At 58.8% G+C, this 25,098-nt stretch carries 31 protein-coding genes, 1 tRNA gene and 1 other annotated feature; of the genes, 14 read left to right on the top strand and 18 right to left on the bottom strand.

From position 1 onward, the window contains the following. From AB5Z02_RS15295 to AB5Z02_RS15235, 13 genes are all read right to left on the bottom strand, one after another. Positions 1 to 1,257 carry a class I SAM-dependent methyltransferase gene (locus AB5Z02_RS15295; protein WP_368216377.1) on the bottom strand — a complete coding sequence of 419 codons (1,257 nt, stop codon included), beginning with the start codon at positions 1,255 to 1,257 and terminating at the stop codon, positions 1 to 3. Then, on the bottom strand, positions 1,257 to 2,039 hold the full coding sequence (locus tag AB5Z02_RS15290) for a DUF1365 domain-containing protein (RefSeq protein ID WP_368216375.1): 783 nt from the start codon (positions 2,037 to 2,039) through the stop codon (positions 1,257 to 1,259). The genes AB5Z02_RS15295 and AB5Z02_RS15290 overlap by 1 nt, the downstream gene beginning before the upstream one ends. Continuing rightward, complete coding sequence (locus tag AB5Z02_RS15285) at positions 2,036 to 3,295, bottom strand: NAD(P)/FAD-dependent oxidoreductase (protein ID WP_368216374.1); 1,260 nt, start codon at positions 3,293 to 3,295, stop codon at positions 2,036 to 2,038. The genes AB5Z02_RS15290 and AB5Z02_RS15285 overlap by 4 nt, the downstream gene beginning before the upstream one ends. Continuing rightward, positions 3,292 to 4,026 carry an SDR family NAD(P)-dependent oxidoreductase gene (locus AB5Z02_RS15280; RefSeq protein ID WP_368216372.1) on the bottom strand — a complete coding sequence of 245 codons (735 nt, stop codon included), beginning with the start codon at positions 4,024 to 4,026 and terminating at the stop codon, positions 3,292 to 3,294. Before AB5Z02_RS15280 ends, AB5Z02_RS15285 begins: the two co-directional genes overlap by 4 nt. Beyond that, positions 4,023 to 4,451 carry a nuclear transport factor 2 family protein gene (locus AB5Z02_RS15275; protein WP_139408012.1) on the bottom strand — a complete coding sequence of 143 codons (429 nt, stop codon included), beginning with the start codon at positions 4,449 to 4,451 and terminating at the stop codon, positions 4,023 to 4,025. Before AB5Z02_RS15275 ends, AB5Z02_RS15280 begins: the two co-directional genes overlap by 4 nt. A gap of 1 nt (position 4,452) precedes the next feature. Then, positions 4,453 to 5,874 carry a deoxyribodipyrimidine photo-lyase gene (phrB, locus tag AB5Z02_RS15270; protein ID WP_368216371.1) on the bottom strand — a complete coding sequence of 474 codons (1,422 nt, stop codon included), beginning with the start codon at positions 5,872 to 5,874 and terminating at the stop codon, positions 4,453 to 4,455. After that, positions 5,871 to 6,758 (bottom strand): MerR family transcriptional regulator, encoded by an 888-nt coding sequence (locus AB5Z02_RS15265; protein WP_368216370.1) that lies wholly within the window; start codon positions 6,756 to 6,758, stop codon positions 5,871 to 5,873. Before AB5Z02_RS15265 ends, phrB begins: the two co-directional genes overlap by 4 nt. Before the next feature lie 67 nt (positions 6,759 to 6,825). Then, positions 6,826 to 7,773, bottom strand: a complete 948-nt coding sequence (locus tag AB5Z02_RS15260) for a DUF523 and DUF1722 domain-containing protein (RefSeq protein WP_005343644.1) — start codon at positions 7,771 to 7,773, stop codon at positions 6,826 to 6,828. A 180-nt stretch (positions 7,774 to 7,953) separates the two neighbouring features. Beyond that, complete coding sequence (locus AB5Z02_RS15255) at positions 7,954 to 8,595, bottom strand: autotransporter (protein WP_042080712.1); 642 nt, start codon at positions 8,593 to 8,595, stop codon at positions 7,954 to 7,956. A 189-nt stretch (positions 8,596 to 8,784) separates the two neighbouring features. Continuing rightward, a complete protein-coding gene (locus AB5Z02_RS15250; RefSeq protein WP_323929759.1) occupies positions 8,785 to 9,357 on the bottom strand; it encodes a DUF3157 family protein in 573 nt (190 codons plus the stop codon). 106 nt (positions 9,358 to 9,463) lie between these two features. Continuing rightward, on the bottom strand, positions 9,464 to 10,300 hold the full coding sequence (locus AB5Z02_RS15245; RefSeq protein WP_019445107.1) for a hypothetical protein: 837 nt from the start codon (positions 10,298 to 10,300) through the stop codon (positions 9,464 to 9,466). A 79-nt stretch (positions 10,301 to 10,379) separates the two neighbouring features. After that, on the bottom strand, positions 10,380 to 10,658 hold the full coding sequence (locus AB5Z02_RS15240) for a DUF6482 family protein (protein ID WP_005338699.1): 279 nt from the start codon (positions 10,656 to 10,658) through the stop codon (positions 10,380 to 10,382). Positions 10,659 to 10,676: 18 nt separating this feature from the next. After that, complete coding sequence (locus AB5Z02_RS15235; protein ID WP_279464445.1) at positions 10,677 to 11,288, bottom strand: HAD family phosphatase; 612 nt, start codon at positions 11,286 to 11,288, stop codon at positions 10,677 to 10,679. Positions 11,289 to 11,457: 169 nt separating this feature from the next. Further along, positions 11,458 to 11,579 (top strand) — a sequence feature (Phe leader region). Between the two features lie 38 nt (positions 11,580 to 11,617). Here AB5Z02_RS15235 and pheA point away from each other — a divergent pair. After that, positions 11,618 to 12,790 (top strand): prephenate dehydratase, encoded by a 1,173-nt coding sequence (pheA, locus tag AB5Z02_RS15230; RefSeq protein WP_021230338.1) that lies wholly within the window; start codon positions 11,618 to 11,620, stop codon positions 12,788 to 12,790. A gap of 77 nt (positions 12,791 to 12,867) precedes the next feature. Here pheA and AB5Z02_RS15225 read toward each other — a convergent pair whose 3' ends face one another. Both AB5Z02_RS15225 and AB5Z02_RS15220 read right to left on the bottom strand, forming a co-directional pair. Then, positions 12,868 to 13,293 (bottom strand): LPP20 family lipoprotein, encoded by a 426-nt coding sequence (locus AB5Z02_RS15225; RefSeq protein ID WP_231720676.1) that lies wholly within the window; start codon positions 13,291 to 13,293, stop codon positions 12,868 to 12,870. A gap of 10 nt (positions 13,294 to 13,303) precedes the next feature. After that, the gene (locus AB5Z02_RS15220) at positions 13,304 to 13,924 is read right to left on the bottom strand and encodes a FlgO family outer membrane protein (RefSeq protein WP_005338718.1); all 621 of its coding nucleotides are present in this window, start codon (positions 13,922 to 13,924) and stop codon (positions 13,304 to 13,306) included. A 206-nt stretch (positions 13,925 to 14,130) separates the two neighbouring features. Here AB5Z02_RS15220 and AB5Z02_RS15215 point away from each other — a divergent pair, with 206 nt between their 5' ends. From AB5Z02_RS15215 to AB5Z02_RS15195, 5 genes are all read left to right on the top strand, one after another. Further along, positions 14,131 to 15,285, top strand: a complete 1,155-nt coding sequence (locus tag AB5Z02_RS15215; protein ID WP_231720675.1) for a flagellar assembly protein FlgT — start codon at positions 14,131 to 14,133, stop codon at positions 15,283 to 15,285. A gap of 50 nt (positions 15,286 to 15,335) precedes the next feature. Then, positions 15,336 to 15,412 (top strand) — tRNA-Arg (locus AB5Z02_RS15210). A 234-nt stretch (positions 15,413 to 15,646) separates the two neighbouring features. Continuing rightward, on the top strand, positions 15,647 to 16,597 hold the full coding sequence (locus AB5Z02_RS15205) for a DUF932 domain-containing protein (protein WP_144716201.1): 951 nt from the start codon (positions 15,647 to 15,649) through the stop codon (positions 16,595 to 16,597). A 94-nt stretch (positions 16,598 to 16,691) separates the two neighbouring features. Beyond that, positions 16,692 to 17,681: a YqaJ viral recombinase family protein gene (locus AB5Z02_RS15200; RefSeq protein ID WP_100654375.1), complete on the top strand. Its 990-nt coding sequence runs from the start codon at positions 16,692 to 16,694 to the stop codon at positions 17,679 to 17,681. Next, entirely contained in the window at positions 17,678 to 18,658 is a 981-nt protein-coding gene (locus AB5Z02_RS15195) for a hypothetical protein (RefSeq protein WP_100654376.1), read from the top strand. The genes AB5Z02_RS15200 and AB5Z02_RS15195 overlap by 4 nt, the downstream gene beginning before the upstream one ends. Before the next feature lie 11 nt (positions 18,659 to 18,669). On the opposite strand, the gene AB5Z02_RS15190 is transcribed toward AB5Z02_RS15195, so the two are convergent. Next, the gene (locus AB5Z02_RS15190) at positions 18,670 to 19,020 is read right to left on the bottom strand and encodes a helix-turn-helix domain-containing protein (protein WP_101530889.1); all 351 of its coding nucleotides are present in this window, start codon (positions 19,018 to 19,020) and stop codon (positions 18,670 to 18,672) included. A 207-nt stretch (positions 19,021 to 19,227) separates the two neighbouring features. On the opposite strand from AB5Z02_RS15190, the gene AB5Z02_RS15185 reads away from it, so the two are divergent. The 8 genes from AB5Z02_RS15185 (at position 19,228) to AB5Z02_RS15150 (ending at position 22,652) form a co-directional block, all read left to right on the top strand. Next, a complete protein-coding gene (locus AB5Z02_RS15185) occupies positions 19,228 to 19,563 on the top strand; it encodes a hypothetical protein (RefSeq protein WP_042658366.1) in 336 nt (111 codons plus the stop codon). Positions 19,564 to 19,611: 48 nt separating this feature from the next. Next, on the top strand, positions 19,612 to 20,061 hold the full coding sequence (locus tag AB5Z02_RS15180; protein ID WP_100654378.1) for a hypothetical protein: 450 nt from the start codon (positions 19,612 to 19,614) through the stop codon (positions 20,059 to 20,061). 83 nt (positions 20,062 to 20,144) lie between these two features. Next, positions 20,145 to 20,492, top strand: coding sequence for a YkvA family protein (locus AB5Z02_RS15175; RefSeq protein ID WP_100654379.1), 348 nt, complete (start codon positions 20,145 to 20,147; stop codon positions 20,490 to 20,492). A 19-nt stretch (positions 20,493 to 20,511) separates the two neighbouring features. Next, positions 20,512 to 20,937 carry a DUF2787 domain-containing protein gene (locus AB5Z02_RS15170; RefSeq protein ID WP_100654380.1) on the top strand — a complete coding sequence of 142 codons (426 nt, stop codon included), beginning with the start codon at positions 20,512 to 20,514 and terminating at the stop codon, positions 20,935 to 20,937. 9 nt (positions 20,938 to 20,946) lie between these two features. Further along, the gene (locus AB5Z02_RS15165) at positions 20,947 to 21,357 is read left to right on the top strand and encodes a hypothetical protein (protein WP_100654381.1); all 411 of its coding nucleotides are present in this window, start codon (positions 20,947 to 20,949) and stop codon (positions 21,355 to 21,357) included. After that, positions 21,350 to 21,607 carry a hypothetical protein gene (locus AB5Z02_RS15160; protein WP_100654382.1) on the top strand — a complete coding sequence of 86 codons (258 nt, stop codon included), beginning with the start codon at positions 21,350 to 21,352 and terminating at the stop codon, positions 21,605 to 21,607. Before AB5Z02_RS15165 ends, AB5Z02_RS15160 begins: the two co-directional genes overlap by 8 nt. 111 nt (positions 21,608 to 21,718) lie before the next feature. Next, on the top strand, positions 21,719 to 22,216 hold the full coding sequence (radC, locus tag AB5Z02_RS15155) for a DNA repair protein RadC (RefSeq protein WP_168176951.1): 498 nt from the start codon (positions 21,719 to 21,721) through the stop codon (positions 22,214 to 22,216). 91 nt (positions 22,217 to 22,307) lie between these two features. Then, complete coding sequence (locus tag AB5Z02_RS15150) at positions 22,308 to 22,652, top strand: type IV toxin-antitoxin system YeeU family antitoxin (protein WP_082177875.1); 345 nt, start codon at positions 22,308 to 22,310, stop codon at positions 22,650 to 22,652. A gap of 59 nt (positions 22,653 to 22,711) precedes the next feature. Here the strand turns inward: AB5Z02_RS15150 and AB5Z02_RS15145 are convergent, their stop codons facing one another. Together AB5Z02_RS15145 and pykF are read right to left on the bottom strand one after the other, a co-directional pair. Beyond that, a complete protein-coding gene (locus AB5Z02_RS15145; RefSeq protein WP_257726137.1) occupies positions 22,712 to 23,122 on the bottom strand; it encodes a S16 family serine protease in 411 nt (136 codons plus the stop codon). Positions 23,123 to 23,670: 548 nt separating this feature from the next. Continuing rightward, positions 23,671 to 25,083, bottom strand: a complete 1,413-nt coding sequence (gene pykF / locus AB5Z02_RS15140) for a pyruvate kinase PykF (protein WP_100654852.1) — start codon at positions 25,081 to 25,083, stop codon at positions 23,671 to 23,673. Positions 25,084 to 25,098 lie beyond the last annotated feature (15 nt).

Raw genomic sequence — 25,098 nt, 5'->3', positions numbered from 1 at the left:
TCAGTGACCGCTTACTGGCACATCACCCGACCAGCCAGCGGGCCCTGGCTTGGCGGCCTCCAGCTGCACCAGACTGATGGTGCGCTCCCAGAATCCCCCCTCGCAATAGGCAAAGTAGAAGTGCCACAACCGGATGAAATCCTGGCTGTAACCGAGCTTGGGCAGCTCGGGCGCCAACGCCAGAAAGCGATCGCACCAGTGAGCCAGGGTACGGGCATAGTGATGGCCGTGATCATGCAGCCGCACCAGCTGCATGTCGGTCTCCCGCGCCAGCAACCCCGCCATCTGGGAGACGCTCGGCAGGCAGCCACCAGGGAAAATGTAGCGCTGGATGAAATCGACTCCGCGCAGATACTGGGCATGGCGCTGATCGGCAATAGTGATGGCCTGGATGAGCAGACGGCCACCGGGCTTGAGCAGCCGTGACAACTGGCGGAAATAGTCGGGCAGGAAGGCGTGGCCTACCGCCTCGATCATCTCGATGGAGACCAGCTTGTCATACGTCCCCTCCAGCTTGCGGTAATCCTCCAGCAGCAAGGTGATGCGATCCCCCAGCCCCTCCCGCGTAATCCACTCCTTGGCATAGTCATGCTGGGCCCGGGAGATAGTCGTGGTGGTCACCCGGCAGCCATAGTGGCGGGCGGCATAGACAGCAAGGCCACCCCAGCCGGTGCCGATCTCCAGCAGATGATCGTCAGGCCCTAACTCGAGCCGCTCGCAGATGGTGCGCAGCTTGGCCTGCTGCCCCTCTTCCAAAGTGGCCTCGGCGCTCGGATAGATGGCGCTCGAGTACTGCATATGGCTGTCGAGAAACCCCTGATAGAGGGTATTGCCGAGATCGTAGTGGGCGGCGATGTTGGAGCGCGAACCGGTTAGAGTATTGCGGTTGAGCCAGTGACGCACCTTGTTGAAGGGGAAACTGAGCCAGCCAAGGCGCCGCTCGAGGGAGTCGAGCAGGGTCAGGTTGCGGGCCAGCAGCCGCACCAGCGCCACCGGGTCCGGGCTGGTCCAGAGCCCCTCCACCCAGGTTTCCCCAGCGGCAATGCTGCCCCCCAGCAACAGGCGACGATAGAAGGCCGGATCCTGCACCACCAGTTCGGCATGCAGATCGGTACCCGCGACGCCCAAGCTGTGGCGCTCACCGCCATCCCGCAGCAGCAGCTGGCCATGTTCGAGGCGACCCAGCAGATTGAACAGCAGTTGTCTTGCCCCCTTGTCGATGAAAGAGGCAGAGAGGGTTGATTGAGCAAGTTCCATTAGCGGCTCTCCGGATGGGTAAAAATCGGGGTTCGTTTGATAAATAGACGCAGGGCCTGCCAGTAGATCCCGAGCAGCACCTTCATGGTCATCCATGGCCAGCGGGCCAGCAGGGCCACCAACCCCTTGCGCGACAAGGGTTCGCGAGTGAGCGCCAGGGTTGCCTCAAACAGCTTGGCTTCACCGGATACGGGATGACTCTCGATGTGGATCAGTGTCTCCTGCGCGGGCGGCCTGATCCGCCAGTGATAACGCATCGCCAGCCCCATAAAGGGGGAGACGTGAAAATCCTTGTCATGGGGTGCCAGCGCCGCCAAATCCAGCAGGTAGTAGTGACGCTCGTTCCAGGGGGTGTTCGACACCTCTGCCAGCAGATAGCGCGCCTCGCCCTGCCGGTAGCAGAAGTAGAAGTTGACCGGGCTGAAGTAGAACCCCAGACAGCGCACATTACCGAGCAGCAGTACCCGCCCATCGGGCTCGGCATCGCCACCCAGATCGCTCACCTTTTGCCACACAGCCTGCTTGAGGCTCCCCTCGCTGCCCTTGAGATAGTCATGGCGGTGAAACGAGAGCAGCCCAACCCGCTCCACCCCGAACCAGCGCCCCTGATCGAGCTGCGGCAGCTCGTCGAGATCCAGTCCCAGCATAAAAAGGCTGTAGGAGAAGGCGTGAGCCCGCGGCGCAAAACGGCGGTGGCGCACCGAACCCTGCCAGATGGCGCTGGTGACGCCGGCCAGTTCGTCGGCACACTCATGTTCGGTGGCCACGGTGGCGCCGTTCATAGCTCAGCCCCGAAGCGCCTGGCGACATCCAGCGCGCTGCGTACCCCATCCTCATGGAAGCCGTTGTACCAGTAGGCACCGCAGAAGTGGGTATGCTGCTGGCCGCAGATCTCCGCACGGCGCTGCTGGGCGGCGATGGAGGCCTGATTGAACACCGGATGGTGGTAGACGAAGCGGCGCAGCACCTTGCTCTCATCCACCTTGCCCTTGGGGTTGAGGCTGACGCAGAAGGGCTCTGGCGAGATCACCCCCTGCAGGATATTCATGTTGTAGCTCACCAGCGGCCGCGCCTCGTCGTTGCCATCGAGCTGATAGTTCCAGCTGGCCCATGCCTTGCGGCGAGTGGGCAGGCAGCGCGCATCGGTATGGAGCCAGACATCGTTGGCCTGATAGGGCATGTCGCCAAGGATGGCCTGCTCCCACTCGCTGGGATCCGCCAGCAGCGCCAGCGCCTGATCGCTGTGGCAGGCGAAGATCACCTCGTCAAACTGCTCCTCGCCGTAACTGCTCTGGATCACCACGCCGTCCGCGTCCCGCCGCACGCTCTGCACCGGACAGGCGAGGCGGATCTGCGACTGCCAACCCGCCGTAAGGGGGCCGATATATTCCCGCGATCCACCCGGGATCACGTACCACTGGGGGCGATTGGCCACATCCAGCAGGCCGTGGTTGGCAAAAAAGCGCAGGAAGAAACCAAGGGGAAAGGAGCGCATATCGGCCAGGGTCGATGACCAGATCGCCGCCCCCATCGGCAAGATGTAGTGACGGGCGAAGTAGTCGCTAAACTCCCCCGCCAGCAGAAAGTCTCCCAGGGTCAGCTCGGGGCCCGCGCCCTGATGTTGACCATCGGCCAGCCAGGCCCGCGCCTCCCGGTTGAAACGCAGGATCTCGGCGACGAAGCCATAGAAACGGGGGCTTAGCAGATTGCTGCGCTGGGCAAACAGGGTGTCGAGGTTATGGCCGTTGTACTCCAGCCCTTCCGGGCTTTTCACCGAGAAGCTCATCTCGGCCGGTTGCCGCGCCATGCCGATCCGCGCCAGCAACTTCAAGAAGTTGGGGTAGGTACGATCGTTGAAGACGATAAAGCCAGTGTCGATGGCATAGCTGTGACCAGCCTGATTCACATCGACAGTGGCGGTGTGACCACCCAGGGTCGGCGCCGCCTCAAACAGGGTTATTTCATGGAGTTTGTGGAGCAGAAAACCGGCGGTAAGCCCCGAGATCCCTGAACCGATGATGGCGATCTTTTTCTTCATGAATGGCTTCCTTTCGATACGAGTGCGCGGCCAAGGCGCAGCCAGAGCCCCACCGGCAGCGCACCAAGCAGGCGCAACAACCAGATGAAACGGCGGGGAAAGTGGATCTGGTGACGACCAGCGGTCAACCCGTCCATGATGGCGCGGGAGGCCTCTTCCACCGTCACCAGGCAGGGCATGGGAAAATCATTTTTGGCGGTGAGCGGCGTCTGGACAAAGCCGGGGCGGATCAGGGTCACCCCGATCCCTTTGCTGGCCAAATCGAGACGCAAGGTATCCGCCAGATAGTCGAGGGCAGCCTTGGAGGCGCCATACGCCTCAGCCCGAGGCAGCGGCAGCCAGCTCACCGACGAGCTGACGATGGCCAGCCGTGATCCCGCCCCGAGCAACGGCAAGAAGGCGGCCAGCGCATGGCCGGTGGCGGTCAGATTGGTCTCAATCACCCGGGCAAACAGCTCGCTGTCAAACCCCTCGCCGACATCCATGTACTCGCAGTTGCCTGCGTTGAGGATCAGCAGATCGAGGGACGGCAGCGTAGCAGCCACCCCGCTCATTGCGGCCAGATCCCGGGCATCGAACTGCAGCGGGGTAATGCCGTGCAGCCCCAACTCCTGCAGCCGTTCGCCATCGCGGCCACAGCCCCACACCTGCCAGCCTGCCCGCCGGTAATCCAGCGCCAACTGGCGACCGATGCCGGAGGTCGCCCCGGTGATAAGCACCCGGCCACTCATGCGCCGAGCCTCCCCTTGATAGTGCGCACCACGGGCCCGAGCAGCGGCAACTGCTCGTAGAGCATGGCGCCCAGGTCAAAATAGTCCCGGTGCTGGCACACCTTGCCCGCCTCGTCGAATTCGAGGCGGGTGGCCCCCTCCACCGTCACCGGCTCACCACCACGCAATCTGGGGTGAGAGAAGGTCATGGTCCAGCCGAGCCAGGCCTGCTGCCCTTGCTGCTGCTGACTGGTGATGACGAAACGACAGTAAGCGAGGCGCTGATAGAGGGCGGCAAAATAGTCGCCAAGAGCCGCCAGCCCCTCAATGCGGTGAGCCGGATCGGTAAAGACCACCTGTTCGGCATAGACCTCGGGCAAGCGGTGCAACTGCTGTTTGTCCAGTTGCTGATAGAGGCCAATAAAGCGGGCCAGCGGCTCGTTCATCCTATTTCTCCAGAGAGCGAAACATCTCGATGGCTCTCACCCGGGCAACGGCGTGATCCACCATGGGAGCCGGATAATCCTGTCGCCCCTTGAGTCGCAGCCAGTCGTGGGGCTGATGCACATAAGCGGCAGGAATATCGGCAAGTTCAGTTACCCAGGTACGGATAAACTCCCCTTGTGGATCAAATCGTTGCCCCTGAGTGGTGGGATTGAAGACCCGAAAATAGGGCGCCGCATCGGCGCCGGTACCCGCCGCCCACTGCCAGCCGCCGTTGTTGGCCGCCAGATCCCCATCGATGAGCCGACTCATGAAGTAATCCTCCCCGAGCCGCCAGTGGATATGGAGATCCTTGGTGAGAAAGCTCGCCACTATCATTCTCAACCGGTTGTGCATCCAGCCGGTGGCGTTGAGGCAGCGCATCGCCGCATCGACGATGGGGTAGCCGGTTCGTCCCTCGCACCAGGCGGCGAAGGCATCCGGATCCCAGCTCCACGGCAGCGCTGCCGTCTCGGGTTTGAAGGGGCGATTCATGGAGAGGGTCGGGATCAGCACCAGCAGATGGCGATAGAACTCGCGCCAGACCAGCTCATTGAGCCAGACAAAGCCGGGCTGGGCATTCGACTGGGGCCGATAGCCGAGCCGCTGCTGGAGCGCCGCCACGCACTGACGGGGGCTGATGATGCCCGCCGCCAGATAGGGGGAGAGCACGGACGTGCCTGCGATGGCAGGAAAATCCCGGGTCTCGCCATAGTCAAGCACTGCCTGCTCCAAAAAAATGTTCAAACGACGCAGAGCTTCCACCTCGCCCACTGGCCAGCGGGGATCCGCCGTCAGCTCGCCGAGCGCTTCATCGACCCACTCCCGCTCGGCTAGCGGTTGCCACGGCAACGACTCGCCACGGGACGCAGGAGCGCGATGAATGACAAACCCCTCTTCATCGAGGGCCTTGAGCCAGGCTCGGCTGAAAGGGGTGAACACCTTGAACATCTCACCCGATCCGGTCAACACCCGCCCCGGTGGCAATACGCAGCAGCCGTTGAGCCAGTGACAGCTCACTGCCTGCTCTGCCAGTGCGGCGCTGACGGCATGATCGCGACGCTGCTCATCGATCTCGATAGCCTGATTGGCGTAGAGCTGGGTCACCCCCAGCTCGCGGCAGAGGTCTGCCAACGCAGCGGGCGCCTCGGCAAAAGTCTCCACTCGCAGCAAATGGAGCGGGATACCAAGCGCCGCCAGCTCACGGCCCAGCTCATCCACTTGTGCCAGCATAAAGCGCTGACGAATCGGGGCCATCTTGTGCTGCCGCCACTGGGTGGGGGAGACGATAAAGAGCGCAGCGACCGGCTCATCACCGGCGCAGGCATGCCGCAGCGCGGGGTTGTCGGCAAGGCGCAGATCATTGCGCAACCAGACCAGTCTCATGACTTTTTCCTCCCGCGTCCGCTGGCGCCAGCCGCAGCTGGTGCGTCCACTATCAGCTCGGCAAGGCTCGCCTGCCAGCCGTGGGCTTTAAGCCACTCATCATCGTAGAGGCGCCCCAGCTCGCCAAACAGGCGCGTACCTGCGGGCCACCCGGCGGCCAGCTCCTGTTTGCCAAGCCCGGCCCCCAGCAGCACCAGCCAGGGAGTGGCCGCACGCCCCTCCAGCAAGCTGGCATGGCGCGGCTCGACCGCCCCCAGCAGTTGCACCTCATAGCCCTGACCGATCAACTCGTAGGCGGCCCAGACCAGATCGAGGGGGCCAAGCAGTCCCCAGCTCGCCAGCGTGATCGGCACGCCCTTCTCCTGCTCGATCAGGTGACGGGCGAAGCGGGTATGGAGCCAGCCCAGCCACACCTGTTGCAGCAACTCGCCATCGGGCCGCTCGCGCCACAGCCCCAGCAGCCGCTCCACCAGCGGTTGCAGTACCCGGCTGCGCACCAGTTCGAACGGGTAGCTCGCCAGCAGATCGTTAAGCTCGGCCTCCGCCTTGCGCTGATTGAAGGCGAGCAGCGCCTGGCTGAACTGCTCCAGGGTCTGCTGCCAGTGATCGCTCACTGGCTCGGAATGGGGTTCGCTCAGGAGCCCCTTTACCTGCCCGATACTCACTCCCCGCTCCAGCCAGCTCAGGATCTCGCCGATTTGGCGGATATCCTGCTCGCTGTAGAGGCGGTGGCCCTTTTCGGTGCGGGCCGGTTGCACCAGACCATAGCGGCGCTGCCAGGCTCGCAGGGTCACGGCGTTGACGCCGGTGAGGCGGGAGACCTCGCGAATGGGGTAGATCCCCTCATCAGCGAGATGAGCAACTTCTTGCGATAAATCAGACATACAACGTCCATCAAACAGAGGTGTAAAGCGCCCGGTGCAAATCATGCACCGGGGCAACAGAGCGGGTTCAGAGCCCGTAACGCAATTTGAGCGTATCGGGGTGCGGATTGAGATAAACCTGCTCGGCGAGGTAGGGATTGGGGTACTCGCGCAGGTAGTGACGGATCAGGGTGAGCGGCACCAGCAAGGGGAAGATGCCGGTGCGGTACTTGTCGATGGTATCGGCCAGCTCCTGCTTCTGGGCCGGGGTCAGCACCCGCTTGAAGTAACCCTGCAGGTGCATCAGCACATTGGTGTGACTGCGGCGGTTGGCTCGCAGGGTCAGCGCCGTCATCAATCCCTTGATGTAGTTGTCGGCCACCTCCTGCAAATTGGTGGACTTGCCCAGATTGCCGAGCAGCTTGCCGAGCGCCCGGTAGTGGGTGGTGGCATGGGAGAGCACCAGATACTTGTAGCGTGAGTGGAAGCGGATCAGCGCAGAGGCGGTAATGCCGCGGGCGCAGAGTTGCTGCCAGTCATGGTAGGCGAAGACCCGCAGCACGAAGTTCTCCCGCAGGATGGGGTCGCACAGGCGGCCATCTTCCTCTACTGGCAGCAGGGGGTTGGCCTCCATCAACGCCTTGGCAAAGAGGCCGATCCCCTCCTTGGCGCTGCCCTCGTTGTTGGCGCCATAGACCTTGACCCGCTCCATACCGCAGCTGGGTGATTTGGCACAGAGGATATAACCGGAGATAAAGTCGAGCTGACGTGCCTTCTGCTCGCTGAAGGCAATCAGCTTTTCGGTGACATCGAAGCTGCCGTTGCTCGCCTCGGCGCGGATCTCGCCGTTGCGCTTGACCAGCCGGATGGCGGCACGGGGCGCACCGAGGCCAATGGCCATCTCGGGACAGACGGGGTGATAGTCAAAGTGAGCGCCAAGATCCCGTTCACAGAAGCTGGAGCGCTTGTGGCCCCCATCAAAACGTACCTCTTGTCCCAGCAGGCAGGCACTGATACCGACTTTAATCTTGTACATGATGACGCCCCTTGTATAAGCATTGATTCAGTTATAGCAGTTATACAAAAAAATGAAAGTTGTATAACTATTTGCGACTGATACGACACAAGGAGAAAAAAGGGATCACCGGAAAAAGAAAAAACCCATGGCGAACGCCATGGGTAAAAATCAAGACACTACGGACTACGGGAAGGAAAATTAGAAGCTGTACTTCACACCCAGGCTGGAGATGGAACCTTTTTGCAGATCCCAGTTGCGATAGGTGTAATCGGCAGTCAGCGCCCAGTTCTGGTTGAGCTTGTAGGCACCGCCCACCTTGAAGTCGTGCATATCGTCGGTCATGTTGGCGTAGCGGTAGGCAGTGGAGAGCTCGACATTGCCGATGTCGTAGCGCAGACCCACTTCACCGTACATGCTGCCGCTATCTTTGCGAGCAACAGCATCCCACCCTTTGTTAGCGATATCGCTGGCAAGTTCACGCTCCAGCATGTAGCCGGTCACACCGGTTTCACCGTAGAGGTTCAGACCCGTGCTCAGCGGAGTAAAGACACCGACACCGATGCTGGAGATCGACATGCTGTCGTTGCCGTTGCTGCGAGAGGTGTATTCAGTGCTGCCGCGACCATAGAAATTGGAACCGAAGCTCTTGGAGAGATCCAGGCTCAGACCGCCAAAATCACGGGTTCCTTTGCTGTCATTGCTGAAGGTACCGCTGAGATAGTCGGATTTGGTGTGCGCCCAGGTGGCGGAACCCTTGGCGTAGCTAAAGGCATCCTGCGCCATGACGGAAGTAGAGGCAAACCCGGCCAGAACCAGAAGAGAGACAGTTGCTTTTTTCATGATGATAACTCCATGTGATTGGGCCCGTTGCTAGCGAGCTGGTATGGAGTCATTGTGCGATCAGGTTCCCGGCTTGCCGAGCTGCAAGCTGTTGCAGAACCATGTCAGATGTAAGCAGATATTGCAGGGGGTGTCAGCGGCAACAAGTTGCCGGCCCACACGGTTTGCATGGGCCGGAACAACGCCAAATCAGCGGAAGACCACCTCGTCAATTTCGACCCGCACCAGCGGCTGACTAGTCAATCCGGCAGGACGGGGGATCTCGAGGGCCAGTGACGGGCGGGCTTGCCCCTTGCGCAGATAGGTTTCCGGCAGGCGGTTCTCGGCAACCCAGAAGCGGGCCTCCTGACGGCTCAGCTGCACTCCGTCAGCACTGAACAGGGTCACCATGCCACGCACCCCGACCACATTGCGGGTGCCGGTATTGCTCACCATAAAGGTCAGCACCAGCGGGTCAGATCCCTCGATCTTGTCCAGCTTGACCACCACACCGTCACGCGCCATCTGGGCAAGCAGTTCCGGATTGGCCTTGGCCTGATCGGTCAGCACCGGAGCAGCGACGGCCACCACGGCACCAGCCTTCCCATCAGTAGCCACGCCCTGTACGGACTCGGCCGGTTTGACCACCAGATACTCCCAGGTGAAGTCGTCGTTAAGCTGAACCTGCCGACCATCGGGCAGCGTCACCTGAGAAAGAGGGGCTGCCTGCGCCAGTACGGGGGAGAGGCACAGGGCAATCAGCAGACGGGAGAAGGGTTTCATAAGGCGAAGCTCGGTAACGGGTGAAAGGGCGACAGTATAAACAGTCCCGTCGCCCCTTGCCTATGACGGCACTCACGTTCTGGCACCCGCATTGCTTGCCCGCAGGCTAGATGGCGAGATCGTGCCGCTCTTTCTGTGCCATATCCAGGGTCACCAGATCGAACTTGCTCCCCTTGAGGGCGGACAAAATATCCGATTGCATATCAAAGGCCTGCGCACGCTGATGCTCGGGCAGACGCACCCGGGCCAGGGTGGTGGAGCAGTCGCACAGGGTATGGAAAAAGACCTGTGCCTCGTCCAGCCCCATGTCGGCCAGCATCTGCTCGGCCTGATCCACCATTCGCAGATAACGCTGCTCAAGCTGCCGTGGATTGGTGAAGCGATTGCTGAGGCAACCGTTGCTCCCCTTGCCCCAACGACCGAGCTGACGCTTGTTGAAGCCGTAACGATAATCGCGGCGCATCAATCCGTTGTCGGCAAAAAACCAGATGGAGTTGGCAGGCAGAGACCCGAACTGGGCAAGATAATCATCACGCTCCTCCACCGCTGCCGGAACCAGCAACGGCAGATGAGCCCATTCCGGACGAGTCTGCACATACTCACCAATGCGGCGAACCGGGTCGATCAGCCCTTCAATATTTGGCAGGCGATCGCAAAAGACGATCTCGTCACTCTTGATGACCCAGTGATCTATGCCATAACGCTGGCAATAACGGCGGGCACGGGCCACTTCGCTACGACTGCGGGTCGGATTATCGAGGGTAATTGCGTGGATTTTCACACCGGCAGCGCGGCACAGCTCGATGCTGTAGCAGGATTCCAACCGTCCCGAAAAAGAGACAACCAGCTCGTCAAAACTTGCCAGTCGCTCAATCAGCAGCTGTTCCCTGGCTTGAAAAGAGTGATCATATCCCTGATTCAGTACAACTACATTGGCACCCATTAAACAGCTCCGGATGATGAACAGGTGCAGTATTGTGCGGCAAACAAACTGAATAGACCCTTAAAGAGTCTGGTTAAAATTAAAACTTGATGATTATTTCCTGTGATTCTGCTGCTAAATCTTCATTTTGGGCGTCATAAATTCGTAATCTTGCTTGGTGAACCCGATGGGCTCGCAAGAAACCCTGCGCCTGATCCAGCGAGGTGAAGGTCAAGCGCCCTCCCTCACTGTCGGTCAGGCAGAGGCACTCCCCTTCTGCCTCAACACAGAGCTGATAACCGCTGCCATCCTTGCAGGCGATGATCAGGGTCGCCTCGGGATAGTGACTGAGCCAATTGCGAAACCGGCCATGCTCCATAGTGCTCCTAGAGGGGCATCACCCCCTGCCGGTGGCGGGCAAACAGCCCAGCTCACCCAGTTGCTGGCGGCAACTCGCCGCGTCGGTAAAGACGATCCCCCTGATACCGAGGGCCTCGGCGGCCGCGATGTTGGCGGGACTGTCATCGATGAAGAGGCACTCTGCCGGTTTCAGATCGAACGACACCAGCAGATAGCGGTAGATATCCGGCTCCGGCTTCATCATCCGCACCCGCGCCGAGACCACCTTGCCGCTGAAGAAGCGCCAGAAATCCTGATGCTGCTCCAGCCAGTCAATGCTGGCATGACCCATGTTGGAGAGGGCATACAAGGTGTGCCCCGCCCCGTGCAGCTCGGCTATCAGGGTTAGCATAGCGGGATCTGGCAGCAGGGAAGCGGGAACTGCCTGTAAAATGGCCAGATTCTCCGCCGTCGAGAGGCCGGTGCGCGCTTGCGCTTCCCGGGCCATGGTGTGGAGCGACATGGTGCCTCTGTCCACCTCCAGCCAATCCGGGTGGTTAAAAAGCAGCTCGGCCAACTGTTCGGCCCCTTGCGGGCCACGCACCGAACGCACTATGTCTACCGGATCCCAGCTCACCACCACCCGTCCCAGATCGAAAATAATCGCCATCGTCTTTACCTCCCCCACTGGGTGTCAGTCATCAAAACAGAGTCAATAGAACATCGCTCATACGCCATTTTCTTAACCGGATACCCTGCCCCCATCCCCGCCTGCGGGCAAGTTTTACTTGCATCGCAGCGGCAAATCCCTTAATGGTTAGGCGTTACTTCAAGGACACACCTATGCACGCACCATTCTTCTTTGCTTTCTCGTTTATCCGGCCCGCTTGAGGGAAGGCCTGTCGTCGTGTGAACAGAAAGCAAAGACGAATCGAGCCTCCCCTAGCGGAGGCTTTTTTTTGCATTAATATCAATCGATTACTTGGATAGGGAACAATCATGGCAACGCTCGACGAGATCAGACAAGACATCACCCGGTTGGATCAGGAGCTGCTTGCCCTGCTGGCGAAACGCAAGACCCTCAGCATCGAGGTCGCCCGTGCCAAGCAAGCCAACCCGCGCCCCATTCGTGACCACCAGCGGGAGCAGGAGCTGCTGGTCGCCCTGATCCAGAAAGGGCGCGTGCTTGGGTTGGATGCCCAGTACATCACTCGCATCTATCACACCATCATCGAAGACTCTGTGCTCTCCCAGCAGGCCTATCTGCAGAGCCTGCTCAACCCGGAGCAACAGGAGCCGATGACCAGCGTCGCCTATCTGGGGCCGCGCGGTTCCTACTCCAGCCTGGCCGCCCGCAAATATCTGGCGCGCTACAAGGATCAGGTGATCGAGGTGAACTGCCAGAACTTCCGTGAAGTACTGGATGCGGTGGAGTCGGGCCGCGCCGCCTTTGGCGTGCTGCCCATCGAAAACACCAGCTCGGGCTCCATCAACGAAGTCTATGATGTGATGCAGCACACCAGCCTCTCCATCGTCGGCGAGCTCACCTACCCCATCGAGCACTGCATTCTCACCGCCGTACCGACCGAGCTGAGCCGCATCAAGACCTTCTATGCCCACCCGCAGGTGTTCCAGCAGTGCTCCCACTATCTGAGCAAGCTGGAAGGGGCGCGTCACGAGATCTGCGACTCCTCCTCCAGTGCCATGATGAAGGTGAAAGAACTGGCCAGCCCGGAGGCCGCCGCCATCGGCAGCGCCGCCGGTGGCGAACTGTATGGCCTGGATGTGCTGGCCGAGCAGCTCGCCAACCAGAAGGAGAACTACAGCCGCTTTATCGTGGTGGCGCGCAAGCCCATCGACGTGGCGCCGCAGATCCCGGCCAAGACCACCCTCATCATGTCCACCTCCCAGAAACCGGGTTCGCTGGTCGAAGCGCTGCTGGTACTGCGCAACCACGAGATCAACATGACCAAGCTGGAGTCCCGTCCGGTGCAGGGCAACCCGTGGGAAGAGATGTTCTATCTGGATGTCTCCGCCAACCTGCAGACCCCGGCGATGCAGGCCGCACTGGTGGAGCTGACCAAGATCACCCGCTATATCAAGGTGCTGGGCTGCTACCCGAGCGAGGATGTGAAACCCACCGCAGTGCCGCCGGTGCTGATGGGGAGCTAACCAGCCCACAACGACAAAAGGCGAGCCCCCTGCTCGCCTTTTGTTTTGATGCCGGTTTTCACGGCAAGCCCATCAACTCAGAACTGACCGGCCATCAGCTGGTTGATGTTGTAGAGGGCACGGGTATCGAGCTCCATCTCGGTGGCATAGGTATTGCCGCGCGGATAAGAGGCAACCACCCGGGCACCACGCACCACACCGGCGACCGACACATCCAGCGAGTTGGAGGTCTGGGTCAGGTCGCGGTAGCTGCTCTGGCCGCGCACTTGCTGGCCATTGAGCTGCTCGGCCAGCTCGCGATAAGCATCCATCTTGGAAGCGCGAATGGCTTGCAGCATCTTCTCCGACTGGGAGGGGCCGGGCTGGATGTCGATCACCGCATAGCCCACCGCCTTGAGCACCGGAAAATTATCGGGCTTGCCACCCTGGGTGTAATCCACCACCCGGTTACCGCTGCAACCGGCGAGCAAGAGTGCCAACAGGCAACCAAACAGAATCTTCATGACTCGCTCCTCACGGGGTCAGGTTGACCAGATGACCGCCCGGCCGGGCCTGACTGTCACGCATCAGATAACCTCGATTGATCGATGCCCGACCAAACGAGTTGTTGGCACCGAACAGATATTTTTGCGGGATCAGGCTCTGGGCAGTGGTCTCCACCATCTTGGTGCGCATGTCGATAACGCGGGCGTTGACCAGGATCCCCTTGCTATTGCGGCTGAAGGTGCCGACCAGAATACGGGAGATCGGCAAACGGGAAGAGAGCTCCTTGTAGTTTCGGCTCAGCACGAAGTCCCCCTGCGGCGTCACCTTGATGCTGCCGGTCAGCTTGAAGTCCACCACCACCTCGCCGCGACGGTTGAGCTCGTAGATAAAGCTCTCCTCAATCTGCTGCCCCATCCAGTTGGTATCCTGTAGGGTGTCGAGATCGACGAAAGAGGCCACCGCGATGGGTTCGGTCAGAGTGGTCAGCGATTTGCGCTCCATCAGCTGATCGGTCATGCGCGCCACCAGCCAGTTGAGCTCCATCCCCTGCGCCGCCTGGCGGGGGTCACCCTGATCCCGATTGATAGGGTCGGAGCCACACCCGGTCAATGCCAGGGCGAGCGCCAACGCCGTGATGAGTTTGTTCATGGATACCTTTCCTGTATCTGCACCTGACTTATTATCGGACGCGCCGGACAAAGCTTGAGCCGGGAATGAGGCATGATTCTTGCTTTTTAATGGACATCGTCAGCGCCAACATGCGCTGCCACTTGGAACGTGTTGTGATCCATGTCGGCCAGCAGGCGTCATTTCCTCAAAATGGCTCGGCTGCCCGCCAACTCAAGGTATCTGCTATGAAATTACCGCTGCTGTTGACCCTGCTTCTGGCCAGCCTGAGCGCCCGCGCCGAGCTTATCGAAGCACAGGGCAGCGCCGCCATTCTGGGGGGCGATGAGGTCTATGCCCGCGAGCAGGCGACCCGCGACGCCCTGCGTCAGGCGCTGCTGGCCAGCGGCGCCGCCGTCTCCAGCGTCCAGCGTCTGGAAAATGGCAGCCTGCGATCCGAGCAGATCCAAATCCGCTCCGGCGGCGACATTCGCCAATATCGGCTCAAGCGGGAAGAGGTGCGCAACGGCCGCATGTATATCACGCTAGTGGCCGACATTCAGGCCGAGCGCCAGATCTGCCAGACCCAGCACTTCGCCAAGGATTTGACACTGGTGCGGCTGCGGATGCGCTATCCGGACCAAGCCAGCTACGGCGCCATGGACGACATGCCGGAAAACCTCTCGCGCCGGCTATTCGAAACTCTCGCCAATGCGCCACAAGGGGTCGCGGTGCGCCAGTGGCTGGACGAAAACCTGCGCATCGATCCGCTGCATCTGCAACAGGGAGATCGCAGCGCCCTCGAGGAGATCAAGGCGCTCAGCCTGCGTACCGACAGCCAGTATCTGCTGCTCGGCAGCATCGATGATCTTTCCATAGAGCCGCAAGGCAACCAGCTGACCAGCTGGTATGAGGATCCCGTACGCAACTTTCGCATGCAGCTCTACCTGTTCGATGGCATCAACGGCAGTCTGGTCAACCGCAAGGTCTACGAAGGGCGCGCCACCTGGACCTTTGGCAAGCGGGAGCAAGTGGGCAGCAGCAGCGGCCAGTTCTGGCAGTCAAGTTATGGCCAAGAGGTCAACTACCAGTTGCAACAGGCGGCTCAGGATCTGGTAGCCCAGCTCACCTGCGCCCCGGTCACCGCCCGGGTGGTCGGCCAGAACGAACGCGGCCCCTACATCAATCTGGGACGGCGCAATGGTGTCAAAGTCGGCGACCAGTTCCGCATCCAGCACAACGCCGACTTCATCGACCCCTACGGCAAGTCGCGCATGATGCGCAACCCGGCCGACGGACTCTTCGAAGTGGTGCAGGTGTTCGACGATGGCGCCATCATCAGCAGCCAGAACAAATATTCGCCGTTTAACATCCAGAATGGGGATTTGGCAGTATTGGAATAAGAATCAAGGGTTTAAAAGGGAGTTGCTTCTTGTATAATGCCCGCCACACAGCTCCCGTAGCTCAGCAGGATAGAGCGGTCCCCTCCTAAGGGACAGGCCACTGGTTCGACTCCAGTCGGGAGCGCCATATAAAACAAGGGGTTGGCATCATCATGGTGCTAACCCCTTGGTCGTTTTTGGCCTCGTACCCCTCTCCGTACCCCTCCAGCGCAGTTCATTGCACAACACCATCATGCTGTAACGCCCCTTGAAATAATGAGCATTTAATGGCAAATGAATCCTATTCAATAATCTTTCAAACCTACATCACCCCCATGAGTTAGCAGGCTGATGTCTGCATTTCGCAATTCTTGGAGGAGATATGGCTCACCTGATCGACACCATGGCCTATACCGGCCAAACCCCTTGGCATGGCCTTGGCAATGTTTTGCACCCGCAACAGTCCCTCGATATATGGCTACAGGCTGCCGGGATGAATTGGACTATTGAGCAGAGTGACGTAATGTTTAACGTCGCCTCCGATGCACTCCATATTCGCCCTTATTCAGACAGCAAGGTTTTGTACCGCTCTGATAATCTGGAGCCTCTATCCGTCGTCTCTCGTCGCTATAACGTGGTACAGCCTCACGAGGTGCTGCACTTCTATCAAGACCTAGTGGAAGCCGGTGGTTTTGAGCTGGAGACCGCGGGCTCGCTCAAAGGTGGCCGCAAGCTGTGGGCACTGGCTAAGACCGGCCAGGACCTAAAACTCAAAGGCAATGACTTGGTAAAGTCCTATCTGCTGCTGGCGACCAGCTGCGACGGCACACTCTGCACTACGGCGCAGTTCACCTCGCTGCGAGTAGTCTGCAACAACACCCTGCAGATGGCACTGCGCAGCGCTACCGGAGCCATCAAGGTGCCCCACTCCACTCAGTTCGATGCTGCGACCGTCAAAGAGTCGCTCGGGCTGGGGCTCTCCCATTGGGATGAGTTCAAGGCACAGACCAAGGCGCTGGCACAGCGGCCCGTCGCCCCCGAAGAGGCACTGCGCTTTTTCAGCGACCTGTTGGCGCAACCGCTGGATGAGGAGAACATCATCCTCACCAAGCCGGTACAACGGCTGCATGAGCTCTATCAGGGCGCAGGCATGGGCTCAGAACTTGTCAGCTCCCGCAATACCGCCTGGGGGCTGGTCAATGCGGTAACGGAATACGTGGATCACCATCGCCGTGCTCGCAGCCAGGATCACCGGCTTGATTCCGCCTGGTTTGGTCAGGGCGCCCAACTCAAATCCCAAGCCCTGAATCAGGCACTCACTCTGCTGCAGTAATTCCTCTTTCCCAATTCAGCCGCATAACGACCTCACCCGGACTGGCGCAAGCCAATCCGGGCGTAGCCATTTATGCCGTCAACCAGGAGTCGTCATGAAAGCAAAAGCCAAATACGGCCAGGCCCTGCGACTGGCCTCCACTACTCAATTAACCCGCGAGCAGTGGCTCGCTATCCGCAAGCTCGGCATTGGTTCTTCCGATGCCGCCGTGGCTGTGGGGCTCTCCCCCTACAAATGTCCACTCAGCCTGTGGTTGGAGAAGACTGGCCGCAAGGAGCCGGAGGATATCTCTCACAAGGAAGCTGTGCTGTGGGGTATCGAACTGGAACCTGTGCTGGCGCAGGTCTACGCCAAACGCACCGGCTATAAGGTGCGCCGGGTCAATGCGGTACTGCAGCACCCCGAGCAACCCTTCATGCTCGCCAACCTCGACCGGGAGGTAATCGGCCATCCCGATGGGCCGGGCATTCTGGAGATCAAGACCGCCAGCTATCACAGCGCCCCACAGTGGGAGGAAGGGGTGCCGGTGGCTTACCAGTGTCAGGTGCTGCATCAACTGGCCGTCACCGGCCATGCCTGGGCTGAGGTGGCAGTGCTCATCGGCGGCCAGGATTTCCGGATTTACCGCATCGAGCGCGATGAGGAGAAGATCCAGGATCTCACCGAGCGGGAAGCACAGTTCTGGCAAATGGTGCAACAAGACCAACAGCCTGAGCCTGATGGATCCAGTGATGCCGCCAATGCCCTGAGCTGGCTGTTTCCGCGTGACGATGGCCAGACGGTGGATCTCTCCGATTCCCCCGAGTTCAACCAGCTGTTTGGCGAGCTATTGAGATTGCGCGAGCAAAAGGAAGCCGTCGAGCTGCAGGAGTCACAACTCAAACAGCGGCTGCAAGCCACTTTGGGTGAAGCGACAGCCGGGCTGTTTGCCGACGGCAAGATCACCTGGAAACGCAGTAAAGACCGGCTGGCGCCGGATCTCGATAAGCTCGGTCAGGATCATCCCGACCTGCTCACCCGTTACGTCAAACCGGTGCCCGGCGTGCGCCGTTTCACCATTCAACCCTTGAGGCAAACACCATGATCAAAGGACTGGCGATAACCCCGCCCGTGATCGGGCGGGTCTGCATCGGCAAGCTGGTGCAAAAACAAGATAAGTGGGTACCGGAGAAGGACGACAGTTTCACCCTCACCACCCAGATACAACAAAAAGGGGGATGGTTGCTCCATCCCCTGCATCAACACTACTCATCGCAAAAAAGTAGCCAAGGGCAGGAGCAGACCAAGATCCGCGCCATTCCGGTACGGGTGCTGTTCAACGATAGCGACTTGAATCTGCGGGCGGAATATAGCGCCTTTGACCGTCAAACCGGCAGGCCGTTGTGTGTCGGGAATGGGGAGGTGGCGAGACGAGTGGGGGCGCAAGGCATGGAGGAAGTCAGCTGCCCTGGACCAGAGCGCTGCGCCTTTGCAGGGCAACAGGGCTGCAAGCTGTACGGTCGACTGAACCTGTTTGTGGAGGGGCAAGGGGATGAGCTGGGTAGCTTTATCTTCCGCACCACCGGCTACAACTCGGTGCGCACTCTGGCGGCTCGACTGAAGTACCTGGAGGCTGTGAGCGGGGGCCATACCCGCTATCTGCCGCTCACTCTACGGCTGCGGGCCAAGAGCACCACCCAGTCCTACCGCACCCCGGTCTACTACGTGGATTTAACCTTGCGGGAGGAAACCAACCTGACCGAGGCTGTCAGGCTCGCACAGGAGGCGGCCCAGCGTGACCAGGAGGCAGGCCTTGCAATCGACCAGATGGAGCAAGCCGCTCGTGAGCTGCTGCGTAACGGCCAGTTTGAGGATATTGATGAAGAGGTACCGATGCTGCTGGAGGAGTTCTATCCCGAAACCAACAGCGACGAGACGGCGAATGGTAACGCTGGTGTGGAGGCGACTACTTCGCATGCCGCACCGCAAAGCCAAGCAACCAGAACGCCGCAGAGGCCGCAACCAAGAAGGAGTCCACTCACCAACAAATTGGGGAAAGGGAACCCATCCCCTCCCCAGTGAATGGCGGGTGATCAGCGGGGACGCGCCAACCGCTCCACCAACCGTTCTACCGTTTCCAGCAACAGGGTTCGGTCAGCATCATCGAGCCGAGCCAGTTGCTGGCTCAGCACAATGCCCTGCTCGGTCGGGCGGTTACTGGTCTCACGCAGAAAGTCGGCTAGCTCACAACCAAACAGTTGAGCGAGCTCCGCCAGCCGCACCACGGTCGGCACCACAATTCCCCGCTCCATTCGAGAGACGGCTTCCATCCCGATATTGAGGTGTTCAGCCACATGCTCTTGCGTGAATCCGGCTTGAGTACGCTTGTGGCTGATCGCCTTGCCAACGCTCTTGGCTAACAGCTCAAGGTTGATATCTGTCATGGGTCCTCCAGTCAACCTCTATGGTTGACCATGGACCCATTGACGACAAGGACTCAAAAGGTAGACTAAAGACTTAATGAGTCCACAAACGGCAATTGGCGCTGATTTGACACAGATGCGAGGCCCTCAACCAATAAACCAGCGTGACCAACTCGCAACAGGTGGGCTCCATAAGACCCTTTTACTAAACGACCAAGGAAACAAAACATGGAAAGACTGACTTATGAAGATCTAGGTACTGACAAGCTGGCCTCACTGATCCGTGCACGAAAATCTTTCGAAGTCGTGGGGCTATCTGGGCGTATGAGCGCCGCTGTGACAAAACTTGAAAACAGCATCGAACCTGCCGGGCTGAAATGCCGGGTGTATACCAAGGGCCGGATCGCCGCAGCAGGGGCCAGTGTCTTTGGCGGTATTACCGGTCTAGCCGGGATCGCATCTGCCGTCACCATCGCGGCACATAATCTCGCCACTTACAATCCAGACTATGAAATCGTTAAGCACTTGGTGGATAACTCACTCAGCGTGCTTTACAAAAAATAACCACGTTAATGGCTCATCTAAATCCTTGAGCCTTTAGGAGTCACAGGGATGAAAAAACTCTTCATTACCTCAACAGCACTGCTGCTGTGCGGCAACGCCATGGCGTATGGCGAGGCCGGACGCTGGAGCAGCGGCTGGGGTCAGGGCACCAGCGAATACACGGCGGTGGTCAACGAGCAAAACAACCTCTATATCGCCTGTAATGACACCCGCAAGGTCAGCATGACGGCCACCGTGCAGGGCAAGGAGTACGGCTCTTATGCTGGGCAGGCTTTCTCCATCGTCGTCGATGGCAGCCAATACGATGCGCCCTATGAGACCGAGTCCCGTGTCGGTGAGAACAATTTCTTCGACATGTGGGGCAAACTACGCAAGGCCAAGTCGATCAGAATTTTGACGGCTGACGGCAAGCAGCTCGCACTGCCGACCCAAGAGGTGGCATCAGTTCTGCCCGCCACCAATACCCCCGAGTTTGACTGCTTGATGTGGGACCAATAGGTCACACCCATTCCCATCCAAGAGGAGGCATTTGCCTCCTCTTTTTATTTCTGCCATTCACCCACTCTTGAAGGAGACGCACTATGCCCCCCTGCATTCCCCCTGAATGCGAGCCGTTCGATCACCAAGGCTTTTGGCACAAACTCTGGGCCTTTGCCAAACGTGCCGGTCGGCCCTTTATCGAGACCTGCCTGTTGCTCTACTACACCAGCCAAAAGGATGATCTGCCGCTTTGGGCCAAGCTCCTGATTTACAGTGCGCTGGCCTACTTTATATCGCCCATTGATGCGATCCCGGATGTGTTGCCGATGGGACTCACCGATGACATAGCGGTACTGAGTGCAGCTCTCGCCAGCATTGCCGCCTTTATTGATGAACAGATCCGTGCCCGTGTGGCCAAAAAAATGCGCGAGCTGTTCGACCAAGATTAACCCCCACAAGGAGTACACCATGGCCATTCCCTTTTTCCGGGAGGGCTTTGCCCTGCCCGTTGCCCAAGCTTTGCTGGTTCTGCTCAACCAAGAAGTCGCTAAAACCGAGCTCGACATCGAGCGCTTAACCCAACTGACCTTCAACTTTCGTAACCCCGGCTACAGTGCCGCTCAAGGCGGCGTGCACCCAGTCGAGATCCGGCTGATCCGTGGGCTCGATGGCTGGCTGTTCGATTACGTCACCGACTTCAGTTATCAAGGGCTGGGCTCGGATGCCGAGCTCAGCAAGGAGCTCGATTTCAACTTCCTTGATGGGGAACACACCATGCTGGGCTGGGGACCGCTGCGGCTGGCCGAAGCGCGGGAGCTGTTCGATATCTGGCAGAGCAACTTCATTGCCTACTGCCGGTTGGAGTGTTTCAGCGTCACGGTCGCAGGAGATTAGGAGGACACGATGAGCCAAGAATTAGCGCTCTCCCACTACTCACGTCAGTGGTTGGGACAAGTTGTCGCCAACGCCAAGATAACCCCCACCCGCAGTAGTCAGCGATGGCTGCTGCACCTGACACCGGATAGTCCACACATCCGCACAGTCACCCTGCAGGTCCGTTGGTCAGGCGTGCAGTGGCAACTGCTCACCATCAGCAATGCCGAGGACTGGCACACCATGAGCCAGCCGAGAGATGAGATCTGCATCGCCCCCAAACGTCGCTGTTTCTGGCGTTGCCAAGCTGGACCCGTGCCGCTCACCGAGCGGCCTCGCGTACTGGCAAGTTTCCTGGCTGACCTGCAGCGCATCTGCACCCATCGCGGCTATGTCCTGGAGAGTGACCCCATCGCCGACAAGGAGAGCGAAGATGATTAACGCCGTGATCGCCATCGAGCTGGAGGCTTATCTTGAGCACAATGGTCAGATTGAAGCAGTGCATGACCAAGGCCAGCCGGTGGCCGGTTACGCTATCTACCTACGCTATGAAAACGAACGGGGTGACAGACTGGCGCAATGGCTGTGCGATCATCCGGATCACCGCTGGCTAACCCAGTTAGGCACCATGCTCGCCACCAGTTACCACATTCCGCTACACGACTACACCCCGCACACCTTGGCGGCCTGAACACAGCCAGCCAAGCCTGCGGTCACACCCCATTCAGTAACCCATTAACCAACTACTTCGCCTAGCCTGCCGCGTCCAATGCGGTGGGGCGATGGCGTATGGAGCCTAATCATGTTGCATCAAAAACTCACCGCCGGGGAGCAACCCGGCACCTACCGGGTGACTGACCTTGTCACCGACGATGACCTGCTCACCATCGCCCAAGCTGTTGCCCGGCAGAAACTGGCCAAGGGAGAAGCTATTACCGATAAACACTTGGCCCATCAGGCCCTGCAAGGGCTGCTGCAAACACGGGATCGAGAAGTTTTTGCGGCACTGTTCCTCGATAACCAACACCGGATCCTGGCCTACGAGGAACTGTTCCTTGGCACCCTGTCCGCTGCGACCATCTACCCCCGCGATGTCGTCAAGCGAGCACTGCCCCACAATGCTGCCGCCCTGATGCTGGTGCATAACCACCCGTCGGGATACCCGGAACCCAGCCGGGCAGATATCGAGATCACCCTGCGCCTACAGAATGCCCTGGCACTGGTGGATATCCGGATTTTGGAGCATCTGGTCGTCGGTACTGAGGGTGTGGTGTCGCTGGCAGAACGAGGGAATTTGTAACTACCACGCCGGTCAGGTAGCCCATGGAGGAAGAAGGCATGGCCAGCAGTGAGCTCTACAACGACTTACCATCATTAGGAGTACACAGAAAATGGGAACCATAGGGAGTTGGGGATTACACACCCAAGTTCAACCACGTTTTGGCGCACGTGCAATTGTTGAACGAAGCAGGGTTTCCCTGCTTTGGGATCGCTGCGGCGTCTATGGCGATGCTGACGAGCAATGGCTCACCGACATTGATACCGTTATACCGAGTTTTATTGAGCGCCTTAGCAAGCTCTTTCAACAAGGAGAACTACTGAGTGACCAAGATAAATTGGTGACGTTGCAGCAAGGGGAATGGGTATGTCTGGCTAATCCCAAAGCCAGCTACGGATATCTCTATCTGGATGTCTACCGGCAGGAATGCGGTAATGTTCAAGCCACGAAAAGATAAATCTGAGGCAGAGGGTGAGCATGTAGCTCGCCCTACCTGAGACTTCTTTTTTTGGCTGACTACTGAACCCCTAATGCCTTGTAGACGGCATCCACCGGATCAGCATAAAAGCTGATTTGAAACTTGGAGAAGATCTCCGCCGGTACGGTTGGAATATCCGAGGCTGACGCCATCGGCAGTAATACTCGTTTTCCGCCACTGTCCATTGCCAGTTGCAGACTGCCAGCCAAATCCTCAACCGGATTGACCACACCGCCTAGCGTCATGTCACCCAGCACCACCATCTGCTCCTGCACCGCCTTGCCCATCAGAATGGAACAAAACGCCACCAGCGCGGCCAGACTGGTTTTGGTGCTGGGGCCGGAGTTATGTAGCTCGACCACATGCAAATGGTACTCATGCTCGGAGAACTTGGCCGTTGCGCTGACCCGATTCAGGTTGCCTTTGAAGTAATCGAAACCGACCCGGATCGCCTCCTTCGCTGGCGTATTGGAACCTAGGCCTGAGGTTTAATGCTTGCCGTTATCTGGCGCCATCCGTGCCCACAAACGATACGCCGTCACTGATATTAACCTTTGGCGTCGATTAGGCCAAGGCTGGAAATCACTGAGCAGTGCACCCAGAACATATTACAACTGTAATGCGTATAGGAATAAGTTTGAGGAGTAGGGAATATACGATATTAGCATGGTGTATCACGATGACTTAGAAGAACGTCATCTGCTATTGCATAATGTGCTGAACTATTTGCTCAAATTTGATGAAATGCTACTGACTGTGATGTATGAGCTCTTCAGAAGCATAGGTAAAATGGAAGTGCCCCGCAGAAGATGGAAAGGTGGTAAACCACGTTTTCTGCAGTGATATCAAGGCGGTAAGATAGCGCATATTTATAACATATGCGTACCCCCTCTTGAAATACAGAACCCGTGATATGGTGCATCACGGGTTCTGAGTAGTTAGAAGTTAGCTAAGAATGTTTAAGTCTAGTATGGGACTAAAAAGACTCGACTCCCGCTCAGAGTATATGCACGGAGGCGGTGTTAGTTGTGCCGCTCGGTACCAGAGCACCGGAGACCATCACAACCACGTCACCTTTCAGACCCATGCCGATTTCCAGCGCGGCTTCTTTACCGATGCGATAGAAATCGTCGGTAGAGGCGATGCTGTCAACCACGTGGGCAACCACACCCTTGGTCAGAACCAGCTGGGCAGCAGTTTTCTTGTTGGTGGTGATAGCCAGGATCCAGGCTTTCGGGAAGTACTTGCGAATGGCCTTGGCAGATTTGCCGCCTTCGGTAGCAACCACGATCAGCGGGGCGTCCAGCTTCTCGGAGGTCTCTACGGCGCCTTTACATACGGCTTCGGTGATGCGCAGCTTCTTGCTGTCGTTGGCAGCAGACAGGTTGGACGGCATCACGGCATCGGTACGCTCGCAGATGGTGGCCATGATGGTCACGGCTTCCAGTGGGTACTTACCCTTGGCGGATTCACCGGACAGCATCACTGCGTCGGTACCGTCTAGGATGGCGTTGGCCACGTCACCAGCTTCGGCGCGGGTCGGACGCGGGTTCTTGATCATGGAGTCCAGCATCTGGGTGGCAGTGATAACCACTTTGCGGGCTTTGTTGCACTTGGCGATGATCATCTTCTGGGCGAAGATAACTTCTTCAACCGGGATCTCTACACCCATGTCGCCACGAGCAACCATGATGCCGTCGGAAACAGCCAGGATCTCGTCGAAGTTGTCCAGACCTTCCTGGTTTTCGATCTTGGAGATGATCTGGATGTTCTCGCCACCGTGGGCTTTCAGGTGCTCACGGATTTCCAGAACGTCTTCTTTCTTACGGATGAAAGAAGCAGCAACGAAATCAACGCCTTGCTCGCAACCGAAGATCAGGTCGCGCTTGTCTTTCTCGGCCAGGGCCGGCAGCTTGATGGAGACGCCCGGCAGGTTAACGCCTTTGTTCTCGCCCAGGTCACCGTTGTTCAGCACTTTACAGATAACTTCGCGCTCGGTGATTTCGATAACGTCCAGACCGATCAGGCCGTCATCAACCAGGATGCGGTTGCCGACGCGCAGATCGTTGGCGAAACCTGCATAGGTCACGGCCACTTTGTCTTTGTTGCCAACCACGGTCTGGTCGGTGGTGAAGGTGAAAGTCTGGCCAGCGACCAGCGCGACGTCGTTGCCGCCTTCCAGCTTCATGGTACGGATTTCCGGACCCTTGGTGTCCAGCAGGATAGCTGCGTGCTTGCCGGTCTCGGCCATTACAGCGCGCAGGTTGCTGATGCGGCTGCCGTGCTCGGCGTAGTCACCGTGGGAGAAGTTCAGGCGCATGACGTTCATGCCGGCGTCCAGCATTTTGGCCAGCATTTCTTTGGATTCGGTCTTCGGACCGATGGTGCAGACAATTTTGGTCTTTTTCATGTCAATCTTCATGGT

Origin of the sequence: Aeromonas sp. R2-3, from assembly GCF_040908375.1 — a bacterium.
Taxonomy (GTDB): domain Bacteria; phylum Pseudomonadota; class Gammaproteobacteria; order Enterobacterales; family Aeromonadaceae; genus Aeromonas; species Aeromonas veronii.
The sequence above is the reverse complement of the archived record's forward strand: the minus strand, read 5'-3'. Positions and strand labels throughout refer to the sequence as shown.